The sequence below is a fragment of the Arthrobacter sp. 7Tela_A1 genome (assembly GCF_049311065.1).
Lineage (GTDB): Bacteria > Actinomycetota > Actinomycetes > Actinomycetales > Micrococcaceae > Arthrobacter_B.
The window spans coordinates 1-24,246 of the sequence record NZ_JAXIOO010000037.1 but is presented as its reverse complement, the minus strand read 5'-3'; the positions used below and the strand labels follow the sequence as shown (position 1 = coordinate 24,246).

General features: G+C 63.5%; 18 protein-coding genes, 1 tRNA gene, 1 rRNA gene and 1 pseudogene. 12 read left to right on the top strand and 9 right to left on the bottom strand.

Annotation, left to right across the window (positions count from 1 at the left end; genetic code table 11):
* The first annotated feature begins 79 nt into the window (after positions 1-79).
* Positions 80-1,111: a hypothetical protein gene (locus TVB01_RS13655; RefSeq protein WP_422456464.1), complete on the top strand. Its 1,032-nt coding sequence runs from the start codon at positions 80-82 to the stop codon at positions 1,109-1,111.
* 790 nt (positions 1,112-1,901) lie between these two features.
* Positions 1,902-2,531 (top strand): annotated as a pseudogene (locus tag TVB01_RS13650) (SCO1664 family protein); the annotation flags it as partial.
* 1,150 nt (positions 2,532-3,681) lie between these two features.
* Here the strand turns inward: TVB01_RS13650 and TVB01_RS13645 are convergent.
* Complete coding sequence (locus tag TVB01_RS13645) at positions 3,682-4,206, bottom strand: hypothetical protein (protein WP_422456463.1); 525 nt, start codon at positions 4,204-4,206, stop codon at positions 3,682-3,684.
* A 180-nt stretch (positions 4,207-4,386) separates the two neighbouring features.
* Here TVB01_RS13645 and TVB01_RS13640 point away from each other — a divergent pair, with 180 nt between their 5' ends.
* The 6 genes from TVB01_RS13640 (at position 4,387) to TVB01_RS13615 (ending at position 14,334) form a co-directional block, all read left to right on the top strand.
* Positions 4,387-5,289 (top strand): hypothetical protein, encoded by a 903-nt coding sequence (locus TVB01_RS13640; protein ID WP_422456462.1) that lies wholly within the window; start codon positions 4,387-4,389, stop codon positions 5,287-5,289.
* The gene (locus TVB01_RS13635) at positions 5,286-5,768 is read left to right on the top strand and encodes a hypothetical protein (protein WP_422456461.1); all 483 of its coding nucleotides are present in this window, start codon (positions 5,286-5,288) and stop codon (positions 5,766-5,768) included. The genes TVB01_RS13640 and TVB01_RS13635 overlap by 4 nt, the downstream gene beginning before the upstream one ends.
* Positions 5,759-7,795, top strand: a complete 2,037-nt coding sequence (locus tag TVB01_RS13630) for an AAA family ATPase (protein ID WP_422456460.1) — start codon at positions 5,759-5,761, stop codon at positions 7,793-7,795. Before TVB01_RS13635 ends, TVB01_RS13630 begins: the two co-directional genes overlap by 10 nt.
* Before the next feature lie 961 nt (positions 7,796-8,756).
* On the top strand, positions 8,757-10,220 hold the full coding sequence (locus TVB01_RS13625) for a DUF3375 domain-containing protein (RefSeq protein WP_422456459.1): 1,464 nt from the start codon (positions 8,757-8,759) through the stop codon (positions 10,218-10,220).
* A complete protein-coding gene (locus TVB01_RS13620; protein WP_422456458.1) occupies positions 10,217-11,008 on the top strand; it encodes a DUF4194 domain-containing protein in 792 nt (263 codons plus the stop codon). The genes TVB01_RS13625 and TVB01_RS13620 overlap by 4 nt, the downstream gene beginning before the upstream one ends.
* Entirely contained in the window at positions 11,005-14,334 is a 3,330-nt protein-coding gene (locus tag TVB01_RS13615; RefSeq protein WP_422456457.1) for an ATP-binding protein, read from the top strand. Before TVB01_RS13620 ends, TVB01_RS13615 begins: the two co-directional genes overlap by 4 nt.
* 17 nt (positions 14,335-14,351) lie before the next feature.
* On the opposite strand, the gene TVB01_RS13610 is transcribed toward TVB01_RS13615, so the two are convergent.
* Positions 14,352-15,314: a DUF2332 domain-containing protein gene (locus tag TVB01_RS13610; protein ID WP_422456456.1), complete on the bottom strand. Its 963-nt coding sequence runs from the start codon at positions 15,312-15,314 to the stop codon at positions 14,352-14,354.
* Positions 15,315-15,792: 478 nt separating this feature from the next.
* Between TVB01_RS13610 and TVB01_RS13605 the strand changes: the two genes are divergently transcribed.
* A complete protein-coding gene (locus TVB01_RS13605; RefSeq protein WP_422456455.1) occupies positions 15,793-16,716 on the top strand; it encodes an oxygenase MpaB family protein in 924 nt (307 codons plus the stop codon).
* Positions 16,717-17,000: 284 nt separating this feature from the next.
* Positions 17,001-17,678 carry a DsbA family protein gene (locus TVB01_RS13600; protein WP_422456454.1) on the top strand — a complete coding sequence of 226 codons (678 nt, stop codon included), beginning with the start codon at positions 17,001-17,003 and terminating at the stop codon, positions 17,676-17,678.
* A 33-nt stretch (positions 17,679-17,711) separates the two neighbouring features.
* On the opposite strand, the gene TVB01_RS13595 is transcribed toward TVB01_RS13600, so the two are convergent.
* The 3 genes from TVB01_RS13595 to TVB01_RS13585 are packed head-to-tail and all read right to left on the bottom strand — an operon-like array spanning position 17,712 to position 21,528.
* The gene (locus tag TVB01_RS13595; protein WP_422456453.1) at positions 17,712-18,947 is read right to left on the bottom strand and encodes a beta-ketoacyl-[acyl-carrier-protein] synthase family protein; all 1,236 of its coding nucleotides are present in this window, start codon (positions 18,945-18,947) and stop codon (positions 17,712-17,714) included.
* A gap of 8 nt (positions 18,948-18,955) precedes the next feature.
* Positions 18,956-20,677, bottom strand: coding sequence for a class I adenylate-forming enzyme family protein (locus tag TVB01_RS13590; RefSeq protein ID WP_422456452.1), 1,722 nt, complete (start codon positions 20,675-20,677; stop codon positions 18,956-18,958).
* Positions 20,678-20,691: 14 nt separating this feature from the next.
* Positions 20,692-21,528, bottom strand: coding sequence for an SDR family oxidoreductase (locus TVB01_RS13585; protein WP_422456451.1), 837 nt, complete (start codon positions 21,526-21,528; stop codon positions 20,692-20,694).
* A 313-nt stretch (positions 21,529-21,841) separates the two neighbouring features.
* Here TVB01_RS13585 and TVB01_RS13580 point away from each other — a divergent pair, with 313 nt between their 5' ends.
* Together TVB01_RS13580 and TVB01_RS13575 are read left to right on the top strand one after the other, a co-directional pair.
* Positions 21,842-22,201, top strand: coding sequence for a cupin domain-containing protein (locus tag TVB01_RS13580; protein WP_422456450.1), 360 nt, complete (start codon positions 21,842-21,844; stop codon positions 22,199-22,201).
* Between the two features lie 61 nt (positions 22,202-22,262).
* Positions 22,263-22,862: a TetR/AcrR family transcriptional regulator gene (locus TVB01_RS13575; protein WP_422456449.1), complete on the top strand. Its 600-nt coding sequence runs from the start codon at positions 22,263-22,265 to the stop codon at positions 22,860-22,862.
* An 86-nt stretch (positions 22,863-22,948) separates the two neighbouring features.
* Here TVB01_RS13575 and TVB01_RS13570 read toward each other — a convergent pair.
* From TVB01_RS13570 to TVB01_RS13555, 4 genes are all read right to left on the bottom strand, one after another.
* Positions 22,949-23,036 (bottom strand) — tRNA-Ser (locus tag TVB01_RS13570).
* Between the two features lie 77 nt (positions 23,037-23,113).
* Positions 23,114-23,761, bottom strand: coding sequence for a TMEM175 family protein (locus tag TVB01_RS13565; RefSeq protein WP_422456448.1), 648 nt, complete (start codon positions 23,759-23,761; stop codon positions 23,114-23,116).
* A 99-nt stretch (positions 23,762-23,860) separates the two neighbouring features.
* Positions 23,861-23,977: ribosomal RNA gene (gene rrf, locus TVB01_RS13560) — 5S ribosomal RNA — on the bottom strand.
* A 64-nt stretch (positions 23,978-24,041) separates the two neighbouring features.
* A partial coding sequence (locus tag TVB01_RS13555; protein WP_422456447.1) for a hypothetical protein occupies positions 24,042-24,246 on the bottom strand: 205 nt, incomplete at its 5' end.

Genomic DNA, 24,246 nt, shown 5'->3' with positions numbered 1-24,246 from the left:
CAAAACCATAGAGGCACCCCCCCCGAGATGAGCCTCCCCTATTACGGCTTCTTGTGTTCAAAGGGCATAGTATCTCCGAGTGATGCTTCTTTTTTCAAGACATAGAATCTTTAATTCTACCGCCAACGACGTGGTTGCCCCGACCCCAGGCATGCCGGTCGATGCATGGCCTGTTATGGTGATCGATTTTGAGAGCTTTGCGGGGCCTCTGGCCGACTGGTTTCAGAAGTTCACCCTATCCCCGGGGCTTGCAGGAATATTTGCTGTTTGCGCCGCCTACCTTGCATTTATCGGCGTTCGAGGTCAAACGAAATCTAATGAAGAACAGAAAAGGAAAGATCAATGGTGGAGTACTTACACCTGGGTTTTTGATACGGTAACTGATCCGAAAACTCACAAAAATGGCCTAAAAAAGACCGCGGCGCTCAACGTTCTAATGCATCTAATGCAGTCGGGTCATTCGAGGAAACAGATCGACCTGCTTGACAGCATGAAGGACCTCCTTGAATCCACCTCTATGCCTAGGGAGGAGACGAGTGAGACGGCCCCGGCAGCTGAGCCGCAGCCAAGTCCAAGGCAATTCCCACTTGACACAGAACCAGTACACCGGACGACCAGAAAGGCTTCCGGGTTGCAGGATTTTGATCGGCGTTTCGAACAAGCCCTGACTGCTTACGACTCCCAACGCGAGTCCCTGGAAATACCCAACCAACCATTCTCAGTCTTTGAGAACAACGTCGCCCAGATCTTGAACATTCGGACAGCACCAGTTGGAATCCAACTGAAATCTGAAGTTCGAGTAGGCGGAATGCTTGTGGATCTTGTTGCTATTAGCGATGACAGAGTTGTGATCATAGACCTGAAAATGACTATTCAGCGGGGTAGATTCTCTCGACTAGGACAATTGGTCAGTGAGCGATTCTTCATTATCGACGGAAAGGAGTTCAATAATGTTGGCGTTATCGTAGTCACCAATGAAAATGTAGTACCGGCACTACTGCTCGAGCAATGGCGCAAGTTCAACTTCGATATTATCCCATGGAGAAACGGGCATAACCTTGAACAAATTCTCGCCCTCCTTAAAGATCGACTGAAGGCACCTCAAAAATGATGTTGACCCTGGAGAGTCGAACTTCATTCACCCGGTGGCAATAATGCACCTGCCGTGAAGTTGCATACTGCTTTTGCTCCTTGAGAAAGCCCTCACTTCTTGATAGCGACCCTCATCTGTGGGACTAATGGCCGTCTTCACAACACACCCCGCGCACAGCGTCTTGGCCTTTTTTGGGTTCTCGTACTCGGCGCTAAGGCTGGTTCCGATGCCCTCTAGCTCTTCACGAGGAGTGACTTTGGCGCTCAGAGGAGCTCCGCCCAGACCCTGCCATGCACGGGGTCTGCTGAGACAATGTGGAGTGGAACTAACGCTTGGCGTTCCTTATCACCGCGCCGAGTTCCGGAGCCGGCAAGCGACTAAGCCAACCACCGCCAGTGTCACTCCAAATGACATTTTCTCCGTTCGGAGTGGTGGCGTCACGCCACAAAGCGGTGCATAAAGCCCGGCGATTCTGGACCGTCAGGAGGGTGAGGGGACAGTGCACGCGAGTCCCCTGGGGGGAAGCTGGACTGCGAATTAATGAGGTGCCTCCGAGGCATTTGGAAGCTTTACGGTTCGCACCTACCTGCGACATCCCACTCCTTACTCGTACGATAGAGCGCGACGTCATTCAAAAGATGACGCAACTAGCGGCGCTGCGGCAAGAATTGATCGGCTTATCCGTGAGCTTCGTGGATCCGTGCCCGGCTAAGAAGCAAGACTTAGGGAAGTCGCCAAGGGCTTCGAGGGACCCTACGATGGGCCGTAGCCAGGTCCGCCCGGCATACGGACCATCCGTCGCAGCGCAGCGGTCGTCTACAAACCCGTTGCGCGGGACAAGCCGCTGTGGGATTTCCCCGACGGCTGCCTGGCGCATAGGGAGGTCGCGACCAATCTGGTGTCGGAGGCGCTGCGCTGGAATATCGTGCCGCGCACCTGCCTGCGGAACGGCTCGCTCGGCGAAGGCATGGTACAGCTCTGGCAGGAGACAGGCCCGGAGCAGAACGCGGTGGATCTGGTCGCCGCCGACGATGTCCCGAAATCAGGCTGGAGAGAGGTTCTGCAGGGGCAGGGCGAAAGCGGGCGGATCGTCGCGCTTATTCATGAGGACTCGGCGGTGCTTCGGCGGATGGCGGTGTTCGAAGTTCTGCTCAATAACGCCGACCGCATGGGAAACCACGTCCTCGCCATGTCCGCCCGGCACCGGTGCGGCGTGGACCACGGCCATACTTTCCAGAGAGCGAGCGCGCTCAGGAATTTGAGGGCATCGAGCGTGTTTTCACAGGATTGCAGGGTGAGCTGGGCTTTAAGCTGGCGGAGCTGCTTACTCCTGACGAAATTTGCTTCGCTTGTCCCGCGCTGCGCCCGACTGCGTTCGGCCGGGCGGTTTCCCGCTCCGAGCAGCGGGACGCCTTCGGTGCCCTGGCCGCTGTTCTGAGGGAATCACGACTATGGGCTTCGCTAGCTGTTTCACGTCGACTGCGGAATGCCTGCGGCATAGACCCACCGGGGACCTGCAGATTCTCCGCTCGGCTACGGCAAAGAGTGGTCCCGCTCACCCAAACGCCTGGGTCCGCACCCCGTCATCGCCCGGCGGGCCGCTGGTACCTGATCGGCTGCGGCATGGACTGCGCCGACTGGCGCACCTAACCGCTGGATAAGATCCGCAGAAAGGCAGGTCCGTAGACGCAACACATAGTCAAGAACGGCGCCTCGGATCCCTGAGCAGCATGCCCCGAAGGGCTACTGGGAAATCTGGACAAACCGATACCAATTAGCGACCGCATGGGCACTGGACTGCTATCGGGGCCAGCCGCCGGGATCGCCAGCAACAAAACTGATTAGGCCGGCAACTGCCCGCTACCGATCCTCCACCGCGACACCCGTGCGCTGCTCCTCCGCCGGGAAAGTTTCATACAAACACTGGCTTCTCTTCGCGAGATCCCCCTCTTGCCCAGAGTTCAAAAGGATCCATTGGAGGACTGTTGCCCGCTATGAGTGGGAAGAGCCTGTCCGCGACCGGAACAAGGCCCAGCGCCAGCGCTGCCCGCGATGCGAGACGATCTAGGACTCCCTAGGATGGGTGGACCCCGGTCTGGCCTCCGAATTTCTCAGGCGTCCGCCTCCCGTTCAACCTCGGGTGCCGGTCGCTGGCAATCTCTAGCAGAACCTTGGCGAGGGTTGCCGGTGGGCCCTTTACTTTCGGCGTGCGGCAGAACTGGCAGCCCGAGCTGAGAGAGGTGCTTGAGGGCACCCTTGAGTGATGCCCGTTCTCGCAGCGAAACGCCGCAGTACACCGCCGGCTGAACGAATGAGCAAGCACCCAGGGAACGCCTTCTGGAATCATGAACAAGACGTACCCGTGACCCTATTCACGCAGGCAGACTGCGACGAGGCCGAGGCCAGCGGATTCATCGCAGCCGTACATGTACTTGATCGAGGGAGGACTTAGGAAAGATTCTTGCGCGAGCTACCTCTACACCGTCTTCAATGAAGCTGAATTCGACAACTCGACGGTCGCGGCGTTTGTTCTCGTGCACTCTGCCCAGTCATGGCCCTCCCTGGTGAACCCATCGACTTCGAGCAGTTCAAGCATGTGGCTGTCCATGATGGTTCCGCTGACGGTTGACCAACTCTCTGACCATTTCTTCGAGGCGGGCCTCTCGGTCTGATTTTGCCTGGTCACGAGTGAGTGTGCGGTGAACGATCTTCCGGTCTTCGCCACGGACAAGAGTCGTTTCTCCGACTTCCAGCCAGGAGGCGTGCTGCGCTTTGCCATGGTGCTTACCTTCGCAGGCGCAGGTGCAGTCGTCCCCTTTCGCTTTTCGACAGCGGAGGTCGCACTTCTCCGTGGGGCTGTAGTGCATTTCGATCTCTACGCTTCCGTCACGAATCGCGATCGACTCCGCGACCTCGGTCAAATGTTGCCTGGCAATGACCCAATATCCCGCCCAGCCTGGTTGTCCTTCTGCTGCCTCTACCCACGTCGGACGGATAGCTTCGCCAGCAGCGTCCTTAAACATGCTTTTGTTCGAAGGTTCATCACCACGGGGCGCCCGTAGTTCACGAACCTGGATGCGTCCGCTTAGGGGGCGGATGATTTTCGCTGTCATTCGGAGAGCCTACCCAGACGGCGCACTAGTGGGGGCTCCTCACGCCACAAAGCGTCGTTGTTGACTCCGACCGTTTCTCAGGAACTGCCTTCTGTGTGTCTGACCCAAGAGTCTGGTGAAGGCGTGGGAAGATCGTTTCGTTCGAGCTTCAACAGACTCAGCAGAAGGAAACCTCTAACCATGACCGTGCGTGAGTGGGAAGGTACGGCGTGGCAAGACTTCTGCGTAGAACTACTGAAGATCCGTTACGCCAACCACAACCTCGTGGAAGTGCCCGACCGACACAATGGCGATCTGGGACTCGAGGCGTTTACTCATGACGGTGCGGCTTTCCAGTGCTACGCGGCCCAAGAACCCCTAAGCACGAATGCGCTCTACGCGCATCAACGAGACAAGCTGACGAAGGATCTCGGGAAGCTGAAGAAGAACCAGGTGGAACTGGGAAGAATGTTCGACCAGGTCGGGATATATAGATACGTATTCCTCGTACCCCGTCACGATTCCAAAGAGCTTGTCATCCATGCAGCAGCCAAGGCCAAGGAAGTGAGGACGTGGGGTCTGCCTTTCATACGACCTGACTTCGCAATCACTGTTGAAACGGACGACCACTACGCCTTGGAGCGGGATAGGATGTCCTCAATCCCTCCCCAGCTCGTACAAACGACTCCGGTGGACGGCGAGGTTCTTTCTGACTGGGGAAACGAAAACCCTGACCTAATGCGGGACGGCCGCCGTAAGCTGGGCAACATTGGCATGCAGGGCGGCGAACTGGACACGTATCTGGATCAGCTTTCCGGCATGTTCCTGCGTGGTGAAAACGGTCTTGCCGCCCTTCGTGCGAAATACCCGTCAGCTTGGTCCGAAGTCTCAAGGTTGAAGACGGATAAAGAGTCGATGCTGGCATTAACCTATCCTCCTGGCTCTATGAGCAGCGGGATGGACGTTGCAAAGGTGGCCAAGGACTTGGCGGATGAAATTGTGAGAGATGGTGGTATCCCTCACCGGCTCGCCACAGAGTTTGCTTGGTCTATGGTTGCGGACTGGATACTTCGGTGTCCGCTGGATTTCCCGGAGTCAGCATGAACGAAATTGAAGCTCTTGAAGAGATGTTCGCGTCGGCCCCCAAGGCGGTTTTCAACCGGCGCAACGACGCGATTCCTGGCGACTTGCGGATCACGTGGCGGCTGTCCGTACTCTGCCTTGTCCTCCAACGGTTCAGAGGCAACAAATCGGCATTAGAGCACTTACACACCATGTGGTGGGCTGTTCGATCCGATGAGACCAGAAGACTGTTCTTGCGATGGCTGGATGGCGACAAGAGACCGGACGAGATCATCGTCAGGTTCGATCCGTCTCTGGCCGTTACTGTGGACCTTGCTCTGGGATCAGGACTGGTATCGCGCATGGGCACAGGCGCTGTTGCCTTGTTGCCCACCGGCCTAGCTCTAGCGGGGGAACTTTGGTCTGACAGCAATGTCCTCGTCGAGGAGAAGGCCTTTATCTCCAAACTCCCCCGAAGACTGACTCAAAGCGCACTTAAGGAACTGACTCAATGGAACTGACCCCGCGGCTGATACTGAGAGCTGTTCGCTTGCGTGTTGAAACGGAACAAGGAGAAGTCGGGCGGACAGTTGCTTTCCAGCGAGGATTGAACATTCTAAGAGCCGGGAACACCAGCGGGAAGTCCACCACGGTTCAGGCGATCATCTATGCGCTTGGGCTAGAAGGGATGCTCAGCCCTCGGCGTGAAGTCCCCCTGCCGCACTCAATGACAGATCGTGTGACGGTCGACGGAATTGACCAACTTGTCCTGGCGTCCTCCGTCTCTCTCGAATTTGAAAACGCCTCTGGTGCGATCGTGACTGCAACGCGTCAGGTAAAAACCACAAACTTTGATAATACGGTCATCAGCGTCGAGTCCGGTCCCGCGGTCACGAGTACCGATGACTTTCCAACGAGAGATTATTTTGTCCGGCGGTCGGGTGCGGCCCAACGGGAAAACGGATTCCACTTCTTTCTGTCCAACTTCCTCGGGTGGGCACTCCCACAGGTCACCCACATGGATGGTACCGAAAAGCCCCTATACAGTGAGTGCTTGTTTCCGTTCTTCTATGTAGAACAGAAACACGGTTGGTCCGGGTTGCCGCCGAGGATCCCCACTTACCTGGGCATCCGAGAAGTCGGCAAACGCTCGTTTGAATACGTTCTGGGTCTTGAGGTTTTCCAGCGAATTTTGATGCGCCAGCGCCTGAAATCGAACCTTGCCGAAATCGAAGTGTCATGGCGATCCGCATTGTCGGAACTGCAGGTGATTGCGCGGACAGCCGGTGTCACGCCGCGGAACGAGCCGCGACGGATAGCAGACTCCCGTGACGAGAGCGTCCCCCTTTTTACTGCTTCTGTAGCGGGGGAATGGCTGCCCATGGACGTTGCTGTCGACCAACTGCGCCAGGCCTTGGCTGAACGCGGCCAACAGCTGGTAAAGACCGCCGCAGAAGTTTCTCCTGACCTCGAAGTCGAACTGCAGCAGGCGGAAGATTCCGTGCGCTCGACCATGCTCACCCTGTCACTTCTGATGGAAGAGCGCGGAGTGCTGACCGAGCAGGAGCGCCAGTTGGACCTGAGGCTAGATGCGCTCAATGAAGATCTGCAACGACACAAAGACTCCGCCTTGCTGGTACGTCTCGGAGCGAAGCATGTGAAATCTCTAGCGGTCGACCACGCATGTCCCACCTGTCACCAAGAAGTTAGCGACGGCTTCGACATTTCCGCCCATGTCATGACCGCTGCCGAGAACATCGATTTCATAGACCGGCAGCGCAAGACTTTTTCCGCCTCCAGGGAAGATGCCGTCCGTGCACTTGAGTCACTTCGAGTTCGGGAGAAGAGCTTGCGTCACACGCTAACTGGGCTCCGCCGCCAGGTCAGGCAAATAAAAGACACTCTCATCGGTCCCAACAGCGCGCCTTCCTTGGCGGACGTCTCGGAGCGTGCAGCCCTTCAGGACCAATTGGAAAGGCTCCTGGAAAACGAAATTGCTCTGGAACGCCAGAAACAGGTGCTCCACGATTTGGCTCTTAAACACAAGGAACAGACCGAGCTACTGGACGGGCTAGCCAAGTCCGATCTCTCAGAAAGCGACAATAAGAAGCTGGATCTGGTAGAAGGACACCTTCGCCGGCAGCTCCGCCGCTACCGGTTCGATTCCTTGCGCCCTGAGTCCGTAGAAATCAACCGCGAAACCTACCGCCCCAGTCACGAAGGCTACGAGCTGGGCTTCGATCTCTCAGCGAGCGACATGATTCGGGTCATATGGTCCTACCTATTTTCCGTGCTACGCGTCGGCGAAGAAGAAGGTGGAAACCATCTAGGACTGTTGATCCTTGACGAACCCAAGCAGCAAGAGACCGCACAGGAAAGCTACCGCCAGCTTCTCCACCAAGCAGCTGAGCAAGGGCTACGGGGATCTCAGATCATAATTGCCACGAGCGAAGAGAGTGCCTCACTTACAGCAATGCTGGACGGCACTCAATACAACCTCATCGACATCCCCGACGGGGAGAAGATCCTAGCACCCGTGCTTATCTAACCGGCACCCATAGATCGCCAGCGGATTTGAGCACGGCCGCTGCGAAGACGCCGCGGTTTGTTAGAGCATAAAGACCGGTACCGAACCGCGTCTTCGAAAGTTGGACCGGAAATTTAGTCTACTTTCGGACGGTTCAGTACCGGCCCTCCTTGGTTTCCCTCTGCAAAGGAAATCTGTGGTTCAGCTTAGCTGAATGGTTTGTGGTGCTGCCGCGACCTGGTACCTCGTTGTTCATGGTCGCGCGGGTGGCGGCCGGCCGCGTTGCCGCGGTTAATAGCGGTCCGTCGCTGATTATTGGCCGCTGTTGCGGGAATGACGCGTTCATTAGTCGTCCCATCTTTTCCAGTAGGGGGTCGATGTCGGCGGGAAATTCAGGCTGTGCTTGTTCCTTCGATTTGGCTGCGCCGGCCATGAGTTGGTCGGTGCGGGCTGAGTTTGTCTGGGCAGCTTCGGAGCGCGTCGGCGTGCTTGGACGGCTCCGCCGGTGGCCAGTGCTTTGTCGGCCTGTTGGACCCTAGAGGGCTTCCTGGCGCCCGACTCCACGTCGGCGGCGATCCGCGGAAGTGAGGAGACCCTGTTTTCGAGTTGCCGGATGGCGCCGATGTCAGCGGACAGCGGCCTCCTGCGGGCGATCTGGGTTGTTGCCGCGGGCACTCCCTCAACGCTCACTTCCGCGGGTGGCATGGTCAAGGTCTCTGGCTGGGACGAGCTTCTGCGGAGTTCGTGGCCTCCAACGGTGGCGATGGCCCTGAGGTCGTCCTAGCCGAAGAGATTCATGAACCGGTGGCTGTGTTTGCCGGCCCATGACTGGAGGTCTTCGGCGGCATCTCCGCGGTTGTCGCACCAAGAGCGCACACCCCCGCGTTGCGCCCGCCTCACCGCTTAGCCGTTTGGTCCCTCCCACCTCAGCTAAAATCAGACAGGCCCGTTTTACCCCTTCGTTCCGGGCGGAAAGCGCAGCATGTCCTTCACAGAAAACGCCGTTGCCCGCTGGGCGGAGCTGCAGCGGCTACAGGCCTCGCCCGGCTGGAAACTCACCAACGCGAACCCCTGGGTCCTTGCCCTGTTCCGCGAGGCCTTCACGCGCACCCGCCCGCGCATCCCCCTGGACGAATTCCACAGCCTAACCGACTCCTTCCTGCAGCAGCTTCGGCTCAACGGACAGAGCCTGCGCGAAGACTGGACCGGCAAGAACTACGCCGATGACTGGGTGGCCCGCCGCTTCCTGGCCCGCCCCCGCGCCGACGGGCGCTTCGTCTACGAACTCACCGAACCATCCGTCCGCTTCCTCTCCTACCTGGACGGTTTCACCGGCGACACCACCAGCCTGAACTCCTCCCGCTTGAACACCCTGCTCTCCAGCGTGGAAACCCTGGCGCACGAATCCAACCCGGACCCCGAAGCACGCATCGCCGTCCTCGAAGAAGAGATCGCCCGCCGGGAAGACCTCATCCGGTCCCTCCGCGCCGGCGACGCTCCCCCGCCCCTGGACGACGACACCGCCGTCGAAGCCGCCCGCGACATCCTGGACCTCGCCGCCGCACTGCCCGCCGACTTCAAGCGCATGCGCGACGGCCTCGAGAAGATGCTGCACACGCTGCGCCAGGAAATGGTCGAATCGCAGGCCTCCAAGGGCCTGACCATGGGCGAAATCCTCGAAGCGGACAAGCGCCTGCGCAGCACCAGCGAAGGCCGCACCTATGAAGGCTTCACCGCCTTCCTGAACGACGCCGACCAGCAGGGACGCTTCCGGCACGCCATTGCGCAGGTCCTGGAACGCGACTTCGCCGACGCTATGACCCCCGGCGACAGGCAGGCCCTGTACCGGATGATCAGCGACATGCGCGAACAGGCCGCCGAAATCCAGCGGATCTACGGCCGGCTCTCCGAATCCCTGCACACCTACGTCCAGAGCGACGAGTACCGGGAATCCGTCCAGCTGCGCAAACTCATCCGCGCCGCCGAAACCGCCATCCACAAGGCACCGCGCGGACGCCGCCGCGCCGCCGTCGTTCCCGCACCGAAGCTCTACGCGTCCGCGTTCGAATCGCTCAGCATGGTCCGCACCTACGACCCCGCCGAGCACGCAGCACCGCGGAAGCTGCCCGAACCGCCGTCGTTCACCGAAGCGGACATCCACCGCGCCGCCCGCACGCCCAAGGCCGACCGCCGTGTGCTGCGCGACGCGATCACGCGGGCTGGCAGCCGCCGCGGCCGCGCCACCGTCGCGGAAATCTTCGCCGAACTGCCCGCCGAACACCGCCACCTCAACAGCATCCGCGCGCTCCTCGCCTCCGCTGCCCCCACCGAGGGCACCGGAACAACGACGGCGGCAAGCGAGTCCATCCCCTTCCTCCAGATCGACGGCAGTTCCCGCACCGCGGTGCTGCCCGTCCTCACCGTCGCCGAAAGCCCTCAGCCATGATCGAAAACCCCGCCGCCGAAACCGAAGAGCACGACGAGCTGGACGAGGGCTCGCAGTTTGACGAGCAGTTTGCCGAAGACCCCCAGCCACCCCGCGACGTCCTGATCGACGGCCCGGAACTGTTCCCCGGGGACACCGGCACCCTTCCGCTGAAGCTGCGCCAGGCCCTCATCCGGCTGCTGCGCGGCCCGTACCTGGACGCCAACTCCTCCGACAACGTCTACAACACCGTGGTGGATAACCAGGAGCAGCTGCGCGTCCGGCTCAGTGAACTGTTCCTGGAACTGGTCGTGGATGAGGACCACAAGGTCGCCCTGCTGCGCCCGGTGGAAATGGCCGAACCGCACACCGCCGCCCTGCAGCGCCAGCGCGAAATGACCCGCGAAGAAACCCTGCTGCTGCTGCGCATGCGCCTGGTCCTGGACCGCCACTCGGGCACCGGCAACGAAGCCACCATCGCCCGGCAGGACATTCTCGACGTCCTCGAGCAGTACGTGGACCCGCAGGCGCACGACGCCAAGGGCGTGGAAGACCTGGCCGACGCCGCCATCCGCAAGCTCGTCACCGAACGCCGCCTGCTGCTGCCCACCGAACTGGACGACGTCTGGGTCATCTCCAACGCGCTGCCGCTGGCCCTGCCGTACGAGCACATCGGCGACATCATCACCTACATGAACTCGCTGACCGAGGCCCCGGCGGAACCGGAGACGCCTGACGAAGCGCCCGCCGAAGAAGCCGCTGAAGACGCGGTCACTGAAACACAGCACGACGGCGAGGAGCCGGCATGAGCATCGAAACCACCCTCCCCATGGGGGACCTGATCAACCCCGGACAGAACCGGCTCTCCCGGATCCAGATCGTGAACTGGGGAACGTTCGACGGCGCGCACACCATCCACGTGGACCGCGCCGGCACGCTGCTCACCGGTGACTCCGGCGTCGGCAAGTCCACCATCTTCGACGCGATCCTGCAGGTCATGGACGCCCGGCCCAAGATGAACGAAGCCGCGCAGAACAACGGCGGCACCGCCGCCGAGGAAAAGCGCACCGCGTTCTCCTACATGCGCGGCCGGCTCGGCACCCAGGGCATGGAAGCCGGCGACGGCACCGCCTACCAGCGCCCCGGCGCCACCTGGTCCGCCGTCTGCCTCACCTTCGACAACGGTCTGGGCCAGATCACCAGCCTTTCCGTGCTCATGGACCTGCCCGCCACCGGCACCGAACACCACGTGGGCCGGTTCTACGCCGTGCACAACCGTCCACTGGACATTCCCTCCCTCGAAACCGGCATGCGCGGCCGGTTCACCAAGGGTGCCCTGGAATCCCTGCTGCCGGGTGCGCAGATCTTCGATTCGCACAAACTCTTCGCCGAGCGGTACCGCACTGCCCTGGGTGTGGAGGACGAGAAGGCGTTCGGCCTGCTGCGCATCCTGCAGACCGGCAAGGGCCTGGGCGGAACGGTCAACGACTTCTTCCGCAACCACGTCCTGGACACCCCCAAGACCCTCACCGCCGCGGACGAGGCTGTGGAGGACTTCAGCCACCTGCGCAGCATCCGCCGCCAGCTCGAACGTGCCCGCCAGCAGCGCGACCATCTGGCCAACGTCCCGGACCAGCACCGCCTGTTCCTCACCACGAAGGCCGAACTGGACCGGGTCCGCGCCCTCACCGCCGACGGCCTGCCGGCCTACCGCCGCCGTCTGGCGCTGGCCAGCCACGAGCGCGACGTCGACCGCCTCACCTCCGCCGCCGCCACCGGCCGCGAGGCGCTGAAGGCCGCCGAGAAGCAGCGCACCAAGCTGAAGAAGCAGGTCGCCGAGCTCACCGCCAGGTACACGCAGGAGGGCGGCGGCGCGATCGCCACCCTGGAACGCGAAGTCGCGGCCGCGCAGGCGCAGCTGGTTTCCCGTGAAACCGTGGAGAACGCGTTCCGCGCCGACCTGCGCGCCGCCGGCATCGACACGGACCTCTCCCCCGCCGGGCTGGTCACCGCCCGCAGCCGCGCCAATGAGCTGATCAAGACCCTGAACGCCGACGTCGACGCCGCCCGGGAGCGCAGCTCCGACGCGCACGGCGAAGCGTGGGCCCTGAAGGGTTCCATCGCGAAGCTCGAAACCGAGATCGCGTCCTTCCGCCGCCGGCGCAGCAACATCCGCCCGGAAAGCTTGGAACAGCGCGCCCGGATCTGCGAAGCCACCGGCATCGACGAGGCCGAGATGCCCTTCGCCGGCGAACTGATCGATGTCCCGGCTGAACACGCGCAGTGGCGTGCCGCCGCCGAACGGGTGCTCCGCCCGCTCTCCACCGCCCTGCTGGTTCCCGGCGAGCACATGGCAGCCGTTACCCGGTACCTCAGCGAAACCAACCTGCGCGGCTTCCTGCGCTGCATCGACGTCAGCATTCCCGTGGACGGTCCGTCCGAGCCGGGACCGCGTGGCCTGATCACCAAGCTCAGCACCTACGACTCCGCCATGGGCGACTGGGTGGCCCGGAAGATTACCGCGCACTACGACTTCGAGTGCGTCGAGAACCCGGACGAGCTCGCCAAGGTCTCCCGCGGCGTCAGCCTGGGCGGTGCCGTGAAGCGGAACTCCTCCACCACGGAGAAGGACGACCGGCACACCAAGGCCTCGGACAACGTGCTGGGCTTCGACAACAAGGACAAGATCGCCGCCCTCGCCGCTGAGCTGCTGGCCCTGCGCGCCAGTTTCGAAGAGGCCGACGTTGTCTCCCGCAAACACGCCTCGGAGCAGGACGACCTGATCCGCCGGCTCGCCGCCGTCCGCAAGGTCGCCGCGGACACCCGCGAGTTCGAGGAGATCAGCGCCGAGGAGCACCGCGCCGCGGTGACTGCCGCCGTCGAGCGTCTTGAATCCGCCCGCGATGCCAACGCTGACCTGGAGCAGATCCGCTTCGAGCTGGACACCGCGGAGCTGGACCTGACCGCTGCGACCGAGAAGATCGGTGTGCTCAAGGGCGACCTGGCCCGGCTCGAGGCCGAGCTCACCGCCGCCACCGAACGCCGGGACACGCTTGCCGGCCGCGGCCCGGATGCCCTGGCCGAGGACCTGCGCGCGCAGCTCGATGAGCTGTTCGCCCCCTTCGGCGAGATCACCGACGTCGTGCACCTGAACGACGCCGCCGGGCAGGTGGAGCGTAACCTGCTCACCGAGGCCGCACGGCTGGACAAGACGCTGCTGGAGACCCGCACCCGGCTGGAGCGCACGTTCGAAACGTACAGCGACAAGTGGGGCTCGGATTTCGGCACGTCCGTGGACTCGGCCGAGGAGTACGTGCACCGGTACGAGGACATTGTCACCGAAGGCCTGCCGCAGCACGAGGCGGAGTTCCGCGAATACTTCAACAACCGCACCTACGAGCGGTTCAGCGACCTGCTGCAGCTGCTCGACGAGGAACGCCGCAGCATCTCTGCGCGCCTGCTGCCGCTGAACTCCGTGCTGCGCCGCGTGCCGTACCACGTGGACAGCCACCTGGAGATCGAGGTCAAGACCACCGTCCCGGACGACGCGCACAAGTTCCGCATGGAGCTGAAGAACGCGCTGCCGATGATGGGCGTGCGGCAGGACAAGGCGGACATGGACGCCCGCTACGCTGCGCTCGAGGGCCTGGTGGAGAAGCTCAAGGATCCGCAGGAGCGCCGCTGGCGGGCCGAGGTCCTGGACGTCCGCGCGCATGTGACCATCACCTGCACCAACAAGCTCGCGAACGGGCAGTCGTTCACCAACCTGCAGGCGTCGCTGATGTCCGGCGGCGAGGGCCAGCGGTTCACCGCGTTCATCATGGCCTCGGCGCTGGCGTACCAGCTGGGCATCGTGTCCCAGGGATTCAGCACCTACGGCACCGTGATGATGGATGAAGCGTTCGTGAAGTCGTCCCTGTCCTTCGCCGAGGCGTCCATCAACGCGCTGCACGAGTTCGGCTTCCAGCTGCTGCTCGCCGCTCCGGAGGACAAGGTGGATCTCTCCCGGTTCCTGGGGTCGGTCACGGAGATCCTGCGCGACGACGCCGCCAACCGGTCCGGCACGCTGGAGCGGGTTCCGGTGGGATCTTCTGGCGCTGGTGGGTCGAGGGCTGTGGATATTCTGCTGCGGTAGGTGGTTTTAGGTCACGGTCAGAGCGCTTCGTAGCTCTGGCCGTGCGGTCCGGTGAAGGCTTGGGGAACGCCGTCCAGGGACAGGACCAGCCGTCCTTCCGCGCTGCGGGGAAGCTGCTTGTTGACCATGGGCAGGGCGGCTTCGCCTTCATTGCTGACCCAGATGACGTCCAACCCCTGCACTCGATCGACGAACCGCTGCCGGTGGTCGGCTTCCAGATACGGCAACACCGCACTGTGGAAGACGACGACGGTCGCGTCCTTCGGCGCCTTGTCCACCAGCTGCGGGAGTGCCTCCACGATGTCGCCCCGGACCAGGTGCGGCGGGTCTTCGGCAGCGACCTTCGCCACTGCCCGCAGCCGGTCGCGGCGTTCCTCATGTTCGGGCCAGACCAGGGTTTCCAGCCAGGCCATGTCCTCGAAGTCTTGGACATCCAAAGGGTTCAGGTCGATTCCTGCCCGCCATACGACGTCGGGCAGGCGTTCGGGAACAGCTGTTCCCGTGAGCGTGCAGGGCAGCTCGACCGTGCTGGCACCGGCTGCGGGATGCAGGACCTGTTCGCCGTCGTCGGCCTGGTAACGGTAGCTGTACCGGTCGGGATAGAGGCAGAATCCGGCGGAGGCCCCGGCTTCGATCAGTGCCACCGGTCCTTCGATCCGGCTCAGCAGCGGCAGCAGGACTGCGCACCGGCCCGCTTCATTCGTCTGGGTCATCCGTGAGTGGATGATGGGTTCGACGGCGGACCACCGGGCCAGCAGCCACTCCCGGAACTCCGGATACCGGGCCAGCGGAGCACCGGCCAGGCGTGCTGCGGCGAAGACCAGGTTCGGCTGCCTCTTGGGCCGCGGGAGTGAATCGATCAAGGTCAGGACCGCGTCGTCGTCGGCAATTGACCCCGCCCACTCCTCGTAGAGCGCTGACACACCACGGGCTTCGAGTGCTGCGAAGCGTTTATATCCTGCTGCCGTGGCTGAGGTCATGGCGTCCACCCTAGGCGTGATTGTTCGGCAGTGCCCGCACCTCAGCGCACGTGCTGCCGCGCCGACGCACCCGCCGCGCGGGCATCTTGTGCTGCAATAACGTCGCTCTGGAGGGTTCTGGAAATCTCCTGTCGCAATAACGTCGCTTTGAACGGCCCAGAACAACGTTATTGCGCCGACAGATTCTGAAAAGCGCCCAGAACAACGTTATTGCGACACAGGATGGCGCTGCTGCTCAATCAGCCCAGTGCGGCCCACCGGCGTCGCACCCACCGCGCCCCTGCCCTCCGGCCCCAGGGAAGCCCCCCCCATCGGCGTCACCGCACGCTCCGGACGGAACCTTCACCACCCGTAGCTTCCACAGTCCCCTTGCGCCGGCGACTTCCCGTTCGTCGTAGTGATTCCGGCGGAGTGTTGATACCCAAACTTCCTGCCCCCTCCATGTCGGCTACCCAGCCGGCAGGACCATACTGGGACGATGGGCAAGCTTCTTGAATCCTGGCGCCGCCAGCTGGTCGGCACGTTCAGCAACAATTCGGAGACCATCCCGGAATGGGAGCTCGAGCTCGCCAACGGCACCGACCGCGGTTACTACGGACCGGGATCCGCAGTGTGGGCGGTCCACGGATCCATGACCACGATCATCGCCGGCATCCGGGCCCTGCTGCTGCAGGCACTGCACCCCGGCGCGATGGCCGGCGTCCGCGACTACTCCAACTACAAGGAAGACCCGCTAGGCCGGCTCGCCGGAACCATCCGTTGGATCTTCACCGTCACTTACGGGGATACGACGGCGGCACGCAGCGCCTCGAGCTGGGTTCTGCGCCTGCATGAACGGGTTCAAGGCACCTACGAGGACGCTTCCGGAATTGTCCGCCCCTATTCCGCGAACGACCCCGAGCTCGCCCGCTGGGTGCACCTCGCTTTCACCGACGCGTTCCTGACGTCCCACATGGAGTTCGGCGGGCCCATTCCCGGCGGCCCGGACCAGTACGTGGCCGAGTGGGCCACCGCCGGCGAACTCATGCGGATCGAGAACCCGCCCCGGGACCTCGCCGGTCTGCGGAAGCAGATGGCCGCCTTCGACCCCGAGCTGCGCTCCAGCCCCACGGTGCAGGAAGTCGTGGGATTCATCCGCCGCCCTCCCCTGCCGAAGAACCAGCTGATCGGTTACCGCGTCCTGTTCGCCGGCGCCGTCGCCTCCCTGGAACCGCGGCACCGCGAACTGCTCGGCCTCCGCGAACCGCATCTGGGGCCGTTCAAACTCCCGGTGCACGGCCCGGTGAAACTGGTGCTGCGCGTCATCCGCTTCGGGCTTGGCAACATGGGTCCGTCGGAGCGTTCAGCCCGCGAGCGCATCGCGAGGCTGGCCGGGGAAACTGACGAGCACCGCCGGGACTGATCCCAAACTCTTCAACCTTCGGGGAGATAACGCTGCTTGCACCGTCCCCAAAGGACGTTTACTCCCCGAAGGTTGAACGGCAGGGTCCCGTGACAGCGTTAACTCCCCAAAGGTTGAACGATAGGGTCGCGTTCCCACGGACCGGAGCCCCCGGAAAAGACGTGAACTGTGTCACAAATCCCTTCCAGTCCCCCGGAGCCCGGTGGAAACATTAAAAGAGCAGCAACCTCCCTACCCGTATTGGCGCGCGCCGCTGCGTGCCTCCCCCATACAGGAAAGGAACCATGCGCAAGGCTTTACCTTCACTGATCATCGCTGGGCTGCTGGTAAGCGGCGGCGTGGTGTCCTGCGGGACCTCGTCTGATTCCCCGTCACCGTCAACGTCAGTCAGCGCCTCCGCGGAAGCATCCCTCCCGGCCGACCAGATGGACAAGCTGGTCCCCGCAGATGCCCGGACCATTACCGACCCGGCTGACCCACAGGCGACCCTGGTCCTGTTCACCGACTACCAGTGCCCGTACTGCGCCAAGATGGACACGCTGATCGAGCAGGCCAAGGCCGACTACGGCGACCAGGTCCGGATCGTGGTGCGGAACTACCCGCTGCCCAAGCACCAGAACGCCGAGCCCTCCGCCCGCGCGGTGGAAGCCGCTGCGGAGCAGGGCGCCCTGGAGCAGATGGCCTCCAAGGTCTTCGAGCACCAGCAGGACTGGAAGTCCGCCTCCAACGTGGACGAGGTCTTCGCGGGCTATGCCAAGGAGCTCGGCCTGGACATGGACCAGTTCGAGGCGGACTACAACTCGGACGCCACCAAGGAGCGCGTTGCCCGGGACCTCAAGGACGCCCAGGACCTCCAGGTCAAGGGCACCCCTACGCTCTACCTCGACGGCCAGACCCTGCAGCTGGAAACCGGCGACTACAGCGAGATCCAGGAACCGCTGGACCAGGCCCTGTCGAAGTAACGTCCGCAGGCGGACCAGCTATGGACGGACCAGCTACACCCGGCCGAACGCCACCACGCAGTTCTGCCCGCCGAACCCGAACGCGTTTGTCACGGCATACTGCACGTCCTGCTCCCGGGCGGTGTTCGGCACATAGTCCAGGTCGCACTCCGGATCCGGCGTCGAATAGTTGATCGTCGGCGGAATCACGCCCTCAACGATCGACATCGCACACAGCAGCGACGCCAGGGTACCCGCGGCTCCAATCAGGTGCCCGGTCATCGACTTCGGTGCGGTCACCGCCAAAGACCCGGCATGCTCGCCGAACACCGTATGCAGCGCCAACGTCTCCGTCCGGTCGTTGGCCTTCGTCGACGTGCCGTGCGCACAGACCAGCTCCACGTCAGAGGGGTCCAGCCTGGCCTGCGAAAGGGTCCGCGAAATCGCCCGCGCCGCGTACTTGCCGCTCGGTTCCGGCGCCACGATGTGGAACGCGTCGGACGTCATCGCTCCGCCCAGCACCTCGGCATAAACCCTCACGCCGCGGGCCCGCGCATGCGCCAGCGTCTCCATCACGCACACCACCGCGCCTTCGCCGAAGACGAAACCGTCCCTCTCGGCGTCGAACGGGCGCGAGGCCTCCTGCGGCACGTCATTGCTCCGCGACAGGCCCCGCATCGCGGTGAGTCCCGCGAACATGACCGGAGTGATGGCGGCGTCGGTACCGCCGGCAATAACGACGTCGGCGTCCCCCGCCAGCAGCGCCCGGCGCGCCTCCAGCAGGGCGTGCGTTCCGCTGGCGCAGGCGAGCGCGCTGGCGTTCACCGGGCCGTGCACGGACAGGTCGATCGCGACCTCGCACGCGGGCATGTTCGTCAGCGACGACGCCACGAAGCTCGGGCTGACCGGCCGGATGCCCTCCGCGTCAAAGAGCCGGGTCGCGTCCTGGATTTCCGGATAACCGGACACCGCGCTGTTGATGATCACGGCGGCGTCGACGTCCTCCAACGACTCGCCCAGTCCGGCGTCGGCCGCCGCCTCCCGCGCCGCGGCGACAGCCAGCTGCGAAGCGCGCGAGGACCGGTTGATCCGCTTGACCGGCAGCCAGACGGCCGGGTCGAAGCCCTTGACCTCGGCGGCGATCCGGGTCGGGAAGTCCGAAGCGTCGAACGCGGTAATCCGGTCGACCCCGGATTTGCCCTCCTTCAGGGCTTCCCACGTCAGCGGCCAGGAACCGCCGAGCGGAGTCTGCGCCCCCATCCCGGTGATGACCACCCGCTGCGTGTCCATGCCGTCCCTCACTCGGTGTTCACCGCCGTGCCCGGCACCATCAGGTTCCCGGCCCCCAGGTCCTCCACTGCCGTCTCGGCCAGCTTGAAGTGCATCTTCTTTCCGGTCGCGGTCAGCGGCACGGAGTCCACGAACCGATAGGCGCGCGGCCGCTTGAAATCCGCCAGCCCGGGATGGGCGAGGCAGAATTCGTCCAGGGCATCCGCCGTCGCCGCCTCACTGCGCGGCACGACGTATGCCACTACCCGCTGGCCCCACTGCGGATCCGGCACGCTGACCACCACCGAGTCCAGCACCTCGGGATGTTCCGCCAGCACGCCTTCCACCTGCACCGGATGGATGTTCTCGCCGCCGGAAATGATCATGTCGTCCTTGCGCCCCAGGATCGTGACGAAGCCGTCCGCATCCCAGGTGGCCATGTCCCCCGGATACAGCCACCCATCCACGAACTTCTCCTCATCCGCGCCGGGCAGGTTCACATAGCTGTACCCGGCCTTCGGCGAGCGCATGATCATCTCCCCGGCCTCGGTTCCGTCCTGTGCCGCCAGCTCGTCCGGCCGGGCGCGGCGGTCCGGGAAGACCTTCACGACGGCGACGTCGTCATCCGTGCACGCGCGCCCCGCGGTGCCGGCCCGTTCCGGCAGGTCCTCCGGACGCAGGAACGTGTTCCAGAACGCCTCCGTGGTGCCGTACCCGTTGAAGATCCGCGGGGTGAGCAGCTCCTGGTACCGCAGCGCCGCCGCCCGGTCCAGCGGAGCCCCCATGGTCACGATGCCCTTGAGCGTGCTGATGTCCCGCGGCTGCTTCTCCTGCTCCTCGGCAATCATCTCCAGTGTGGTGGGCGCGCCGATCAGGAACGTCAGCCCGTAATCACCCACCCAGTCCAACACCGTGGCCGGATTAAAGCTGCGCAGCGGCACCACCCCGGCGCCAATGTAGAAGGACGGGTTCGGTCCGCCCGAATGCAGGCCGCCGCGGTGGAACCACGGGGTCATGTTCAGGGTCCGGTCATACGGGGTTAGCGGGAAGTGCATGATCACGTCATGCGCGCTCATCAACTCCGCGATCGACGGCAGCGCCACACCCTTCGGCATGCCCGTGGTGCCCGAGGTGTACAGCCGGGTGCTCTCCTCATACGTGGAGAAATCCGCCGGCAGCGGGGGCAGGGCGGACGACGCCGGCTCCCCGCGTTCCGCGGCGGCGGCCAGTTCCAGCCGCGCCTGTTCCAGCGCCGCCCCGAAGTCATCCCAGCCGCCCGGCAGGCCGCCGTCGGGCAGTCCGCCGTCGGGCGTTCCGGCCACGAGAACCAGCGGGCTAATCTCCGCGATCTCCAGGGCCCGGGCCGCTGCGGCGGCGCAGTCGGCGTCGACAATGAAGACCGAGGGCTGGCTGTCACGGAGGATGTGCGCCGTCTCCCCCGGAGCCAGCCGGAAGTTGATCGGCACGCTGATCGCGCCGAGCCGGTGCGTTGCCAGGTACAGCAGCGCGAACTCGGGTCCGTTGAACAGCTGGTACATCACCGGGCTCCCGCGGCCGACGCCGCGGTCGGCCAGCATTTTGGCGCTGGCTTCGACGTCAGCGCCAAGTTCTGCGTAGGTCCACTGCCGTCCGGTGGGCGGATCGATCATGGCGACGGCGCTGCCGTACCGGGCGACGTTGCGCCGGAACCCCGCGCCGTAGGTCATCTGGTGCTCGAAGTAGTCCTTGAACCGTCCGGCGTCGTACTGCATCCAGGTGTCCTTTCTCAGTTCCCCTGCGGCCGCCGCGGCCGTTCGGGAAGCGCTACGGGGTCGGTGGTGTCGCTGAAGAACGGCGGGGCGATCACGGACAGGCCGCCGTCGACCGCCAGGGACTGCCCGGTGATGTACTCCGCGCCCGGGGAGAGCAGGAAATCGACGGTGGCGGCCATTTCATCCACGGTGCCGGGCCGTTGCTTGGGAATGCGCGAGATCACGCTGTCCATGGGCGCCATGCCGTCCATGGTGTAGAAGTACTCGAGCGAGTCGGAGTCGATCAGCCCGCCGTTCACGGCGTTGACGTTGATTCCGTAGCCGGCGAACTCGACCGCCATAAACCGGACGAAGGACTCGACGGCGGCTTTATAGGAACCCAGCGCCGCGTAGGTGGGGAAGGCCCGGACGCTGCCGTAACTGCTCAGCGCGACGATCCTGCCGCCGTCGTCCATCAGTTTCACTGCCTCCTGGGACCCGAGCACAAAAGGCCGCACGTTCACGGCGTAAGCCCGGTCCAGATGGTGGGTCTTCAGGTCGACCACCTTCTTGAATGCAGCGGCCGCGGCGTTGTTCACGTAGTAGTCCAGCCGCCCGTATTCTGCTGCCGCGGCGTCGAACAGCCGGACGATGTCCTCGGGATTCTCAATGTCCGCCTGTACCGCCAACCCGCCGCCGCCGAGGCGCTGCAGTTCCGCGACAGTGTCCTTGGCCAGGTCCGCGTTCTTCCGGTAGCCAACCACCACCTGGGCGCCCTGCGCAGCCAGCCGCTCCGCCACCCGCCGGCCGATCCCGCGGGACGCTCCGGTGATCAGCGCAATCTTGCCTTGGTGCTGCGGCCGCTGTTCCACGTGCAACCTTCCGCGCCGTGAGCCCGGCACCGGCGTCTCGATTCAGGCTGTGGCTCCCGCACTGCGCGCGAACCGGGCGGGATGTTCGACGCCGGTGTTTCAGGCAGCAGCGCACGTCCCCTTGATCCGTAAATCGTTATCCCGCCGGTTTGCTGCGTCAAGGGTGTCTGGGCTGGGAACGGCTATTCACCTGCGCGTTGGCTCCCTGTGGAGGGAGAACCGGTGCGTAACGAAGTTGGTTGAGGCCAGTCCGCGTCAGTACCGTGAACAAACCAATATCGGAATATTGGTTTGTGACTACTGAGGAGCATCCATGGCCATTGTCCGCACCATCGCCGAAGTTGAAGAGTCCGAAAAGGATGTGGAGCCGCTTGCGCTGCCACTGGCCGACCCGCTGGGTGCGGACATCGAGACCAAGACCTACAACCTGTTCTCCACCGAGGAAGAGAGCATCCACGCCGGCACCTGGGAAACCGCAGCCGGCCTCTCCCGATGGAACTTCTCCGACGGCGGCGAGGTCATCTACGTGCTCAGCGGCCGTATGACCGTCCAGCGCGACGGCGAAGAGCCCCAGGAAGTCGGCCCGGGCGACCTGGCGGTCTTCCCGCAGGGCTGGACCGGTACCTGGAACGTCACGGAGGCGCTGTCCAAGGTCTACGTCATGTACAGCTGATTCCGGTAACTAGAGTTGAACGGGGGCGGGCGCCGGATCCTGCCCCGGGACGGAGCAGCGGGTGGCCCGCAACCAAGAGGCCAAGAGGCGTGTGATTCTCGAAGCGACGCTGGAGAGCATCTCAAGGCACGGCTATGAAGCGACCCGCCTCCGGGACGTCAGCGAATCTGCGGGCGTCTCGATCGGCGTCATCCAGCACTACTTCGGAACCCGGGAGCAGCTTCTGGGCGAGGCCCTTGGCCATGCCAGCGGTGAGCTCGTGGAGCACTTCGCTGCCCTGGACCCGGCCCGGCTCAGCCCGTGGAGAGAGCTGCGGGGGATGATCGGCGTCGTTTGCGGCATGCCGAGCCTGCACGGCCGCGGGCTGCTCTGGCTGGAAATGTCCAGCCTGGTCCGCCGGCACCCCGAGCTGCGCGGGCGGCTGGACAGCGTGTATGAGCTGTGGGATGCGCACGTCCGGGCCGCGGTGCAGCGCGGTGCAGCGGACGGGTCACTCGGTGTCGGCCCGGAGTCGGTGGACGACCTCGTGGCCATCTTCCTGGCCTTCTTCGACGGTTACGAATACGAGATCGCGTCGTCCCTGGTTCCGGACGATCCGGCCGTGCTCGAACGCCGTGCGGTACTGCTGGCTGAGCGGCTTTTCCGGCCTGTTGGGGTGTAGGGCCGACCGGGCCCGCCCGACAGACGGAGCAAACGCAGAAACGCCCCGGCCTGAAGACCGGGGCGTTTCTGTGATGATTTCTCATCTGGCGGAGGATGGGGGATTTGAACCCCCGAGGGCGTTAACCCAACACGCGTTCCAGGCGTGCGCCATAGGCCGCTAGGCGAATCCTCCAGGCTTTTGCTCGTCAAGAGCAGATATAAGACTACCGGACATCGCCCTGATTACCGAATCGAGGGCTGCCGACGGCGTCACGAGTCCCCGGCGGCACCCATGCGGCGCCGGCCTGCCAGCCGCAGACCCAGGTTGATGACCAGGATCGACAGCCAGGACAGCTCCGCCGCCGACGGGCTGAACAGCGCAATAGGAATGGAGAGCAGGAAAACCGCCGGAGTGACGGGTGCACGGACGCGGGCGTACCTGAGCAGCCCGGGATTGACGTCGTCCCGGAAGAGTCCGCGCCTGCGGCAGTAGGACCACATCCAGGTGTTCACCGAGCCGATCAACCCCAGGGCAGCAGCATAAATCACGACGCCGAGGCTCGTGTCATCGTGCAGGGCCAGCATGTCGGTGGCATAGGCGAGCAACGCCACAAAGAACAGCAGCAGCAGGTTCAGGCGCTGCAGTCCCCCGGTGAACCCCTTCAGCAGTCGGAACAGCCGGTGATGACTGAGCCAGTAGGCGCCGGCGACGGCGAAGGACAGGGCGTAGGCGAAGAACTCGGGGCGCTGCTCCAGAATCGCCTGGCCGAGTTGGTCGGCGGGGACTTCAGGCGCCTTGATATCCACGGCCAGGAGCGTCATGGCGATCGCGAATACGGCATCGCTGAAGAACATCGTGCGGTCCAGGTCGGCTCCGGAATCAAGACGGCGCCTGAACGGATCCTTCTTATCCGTCATTGAATCATTGTGGGCCGTCCCGGCACGCTGGTCAGCAGTACGGCCCTAAAACAGAGATGGACCCGTACGTCTCTGTACGGGTCCAACTCATCACAGTATGTCCGGCGGTGACCTACTCTCCCACACCCTCCCAGGTGCAGTACCATCGGCGCTGTGGGCCTTAGCTTCCGGGTTCGGAATGGGACCGGGCGTTTCCCCCACGCAATGACCGCCGTAACCCTTTGTCCTCGCTTGCGCGGGGAAATCTTCGGGTCACGCGCCGCTTGCCATCTGCAACTTCTCAGCTGTCCGTGCCTGCGGCGGTGATGCTCTTCAATCTTACCCTGTTTTTTGGATGCTTCTGACCACGGCGGAGTTGGGGCAGGGTGGCGAGGGCATGCGGGGTGCTGCGTTTGGGCTGAATCGTTTGCTGCGGGAAGGTGCTGCGCGGCGCCGTGACCGGATTGTCCCCTGATGACGAGTTTTCCCCGGAACGAAGCCAAACT

Coding starts and splice junctions, on each gene's coding strand:
- TVB01_RS13645 (WP_422456463.1), bottom strand. CDS start 4,206: ATGACAGCGAAAATCATCCGCCCCCTAAGCGGACGCATCCAGGTTCGT.
- TVB01_RS13640 (WP_422456462.1), top strand. CDS start 4,387: ATGACCGTGCGTGAGTGGGAAGGTACGGCGTGGCAAGACTTCTGCGTA.
- TVB01_RS13635 (WP_422456461.1), top strand. CDS start 5,286: ATGAACGAAATTGAAGCTCTTGAAGAGATGTTCGCGTCGGCCCCCAAG.
- TVB01_RS13630 (WP_422456460.1), top strand. CDS start 5,759: ATGGAACTGACCCCGCGGCTGATACTGAGAGCTGTTCGCTTGCGTGTT.
- TVB01_RS13625 (WP_422456459.1), top strand. CDS start 8,757: ATGTCCTTCACAGAAAACGCCGTTGCCCGCTGGGCGGAGCTGCAGCGG.
- TVB01_RS13620 (WP_422456458.1), top strand. CDS start 10,217: ATGATCGAAAACCCCGCCGCCGAAACCGAAGAGCACGACGAGCTGGAC.
- TVB01_RS13615 (WP_422456457.1), top strand. CDS start 11,005: ATGAGCATCGAAACCACCCTCCCCATGGGGGACCTGATCAACCCCGGA.
- TVB01_RS13610 (WP_422456456.1), bottom strand. CDS start 15,314: ATGACCTCAGCCACGGCAGCAGGATATAAACGCTTCGCAGCACTCGAA.
- TVB01_RS13605 (WP_422456455.1), top strand. CDS start 15,793: ATGGGCAAGCTTCTTGAATCCTGGCGCCGCCAGCTGGTCGGCACGTTC.
- TVB01_RS13600 (WP_422456454.1), top strand. CDS start 17,001: ATGCGCAAGGCTTTACCTTCACTGATCATCGCTGGGCTGCTGGTAAGC.
- TVB01_RS13595 (WP_422456453.1), bottom strand. CDS start 18,947: ATGGACACGCAGCGGGTGGTCATCACCGGGATGGGGGCGCAGACTCCG.
- TVB01_RS13590 (WP_422456452.1), bottom strand. CDS start 20,677: ATGCAGTACGACGCCGGACGGTTCAAGGACTACTTCGAGCACCAGATG.
- TVB01_RS13580 (WP_422456450.1), top strand. CDS start 21,842: ATGGCCATTGTCCGCACCATCGCCGAAGTTGAAGAGTCCGAAAAGGAT.
- TVB01_RS13565 (WP_422456448.1), bottom strand. CDS start 23,761: ATGACGGATAAGAAGGATCCGTTCAGGCGCCGTCTTGATTCCGGAGCC.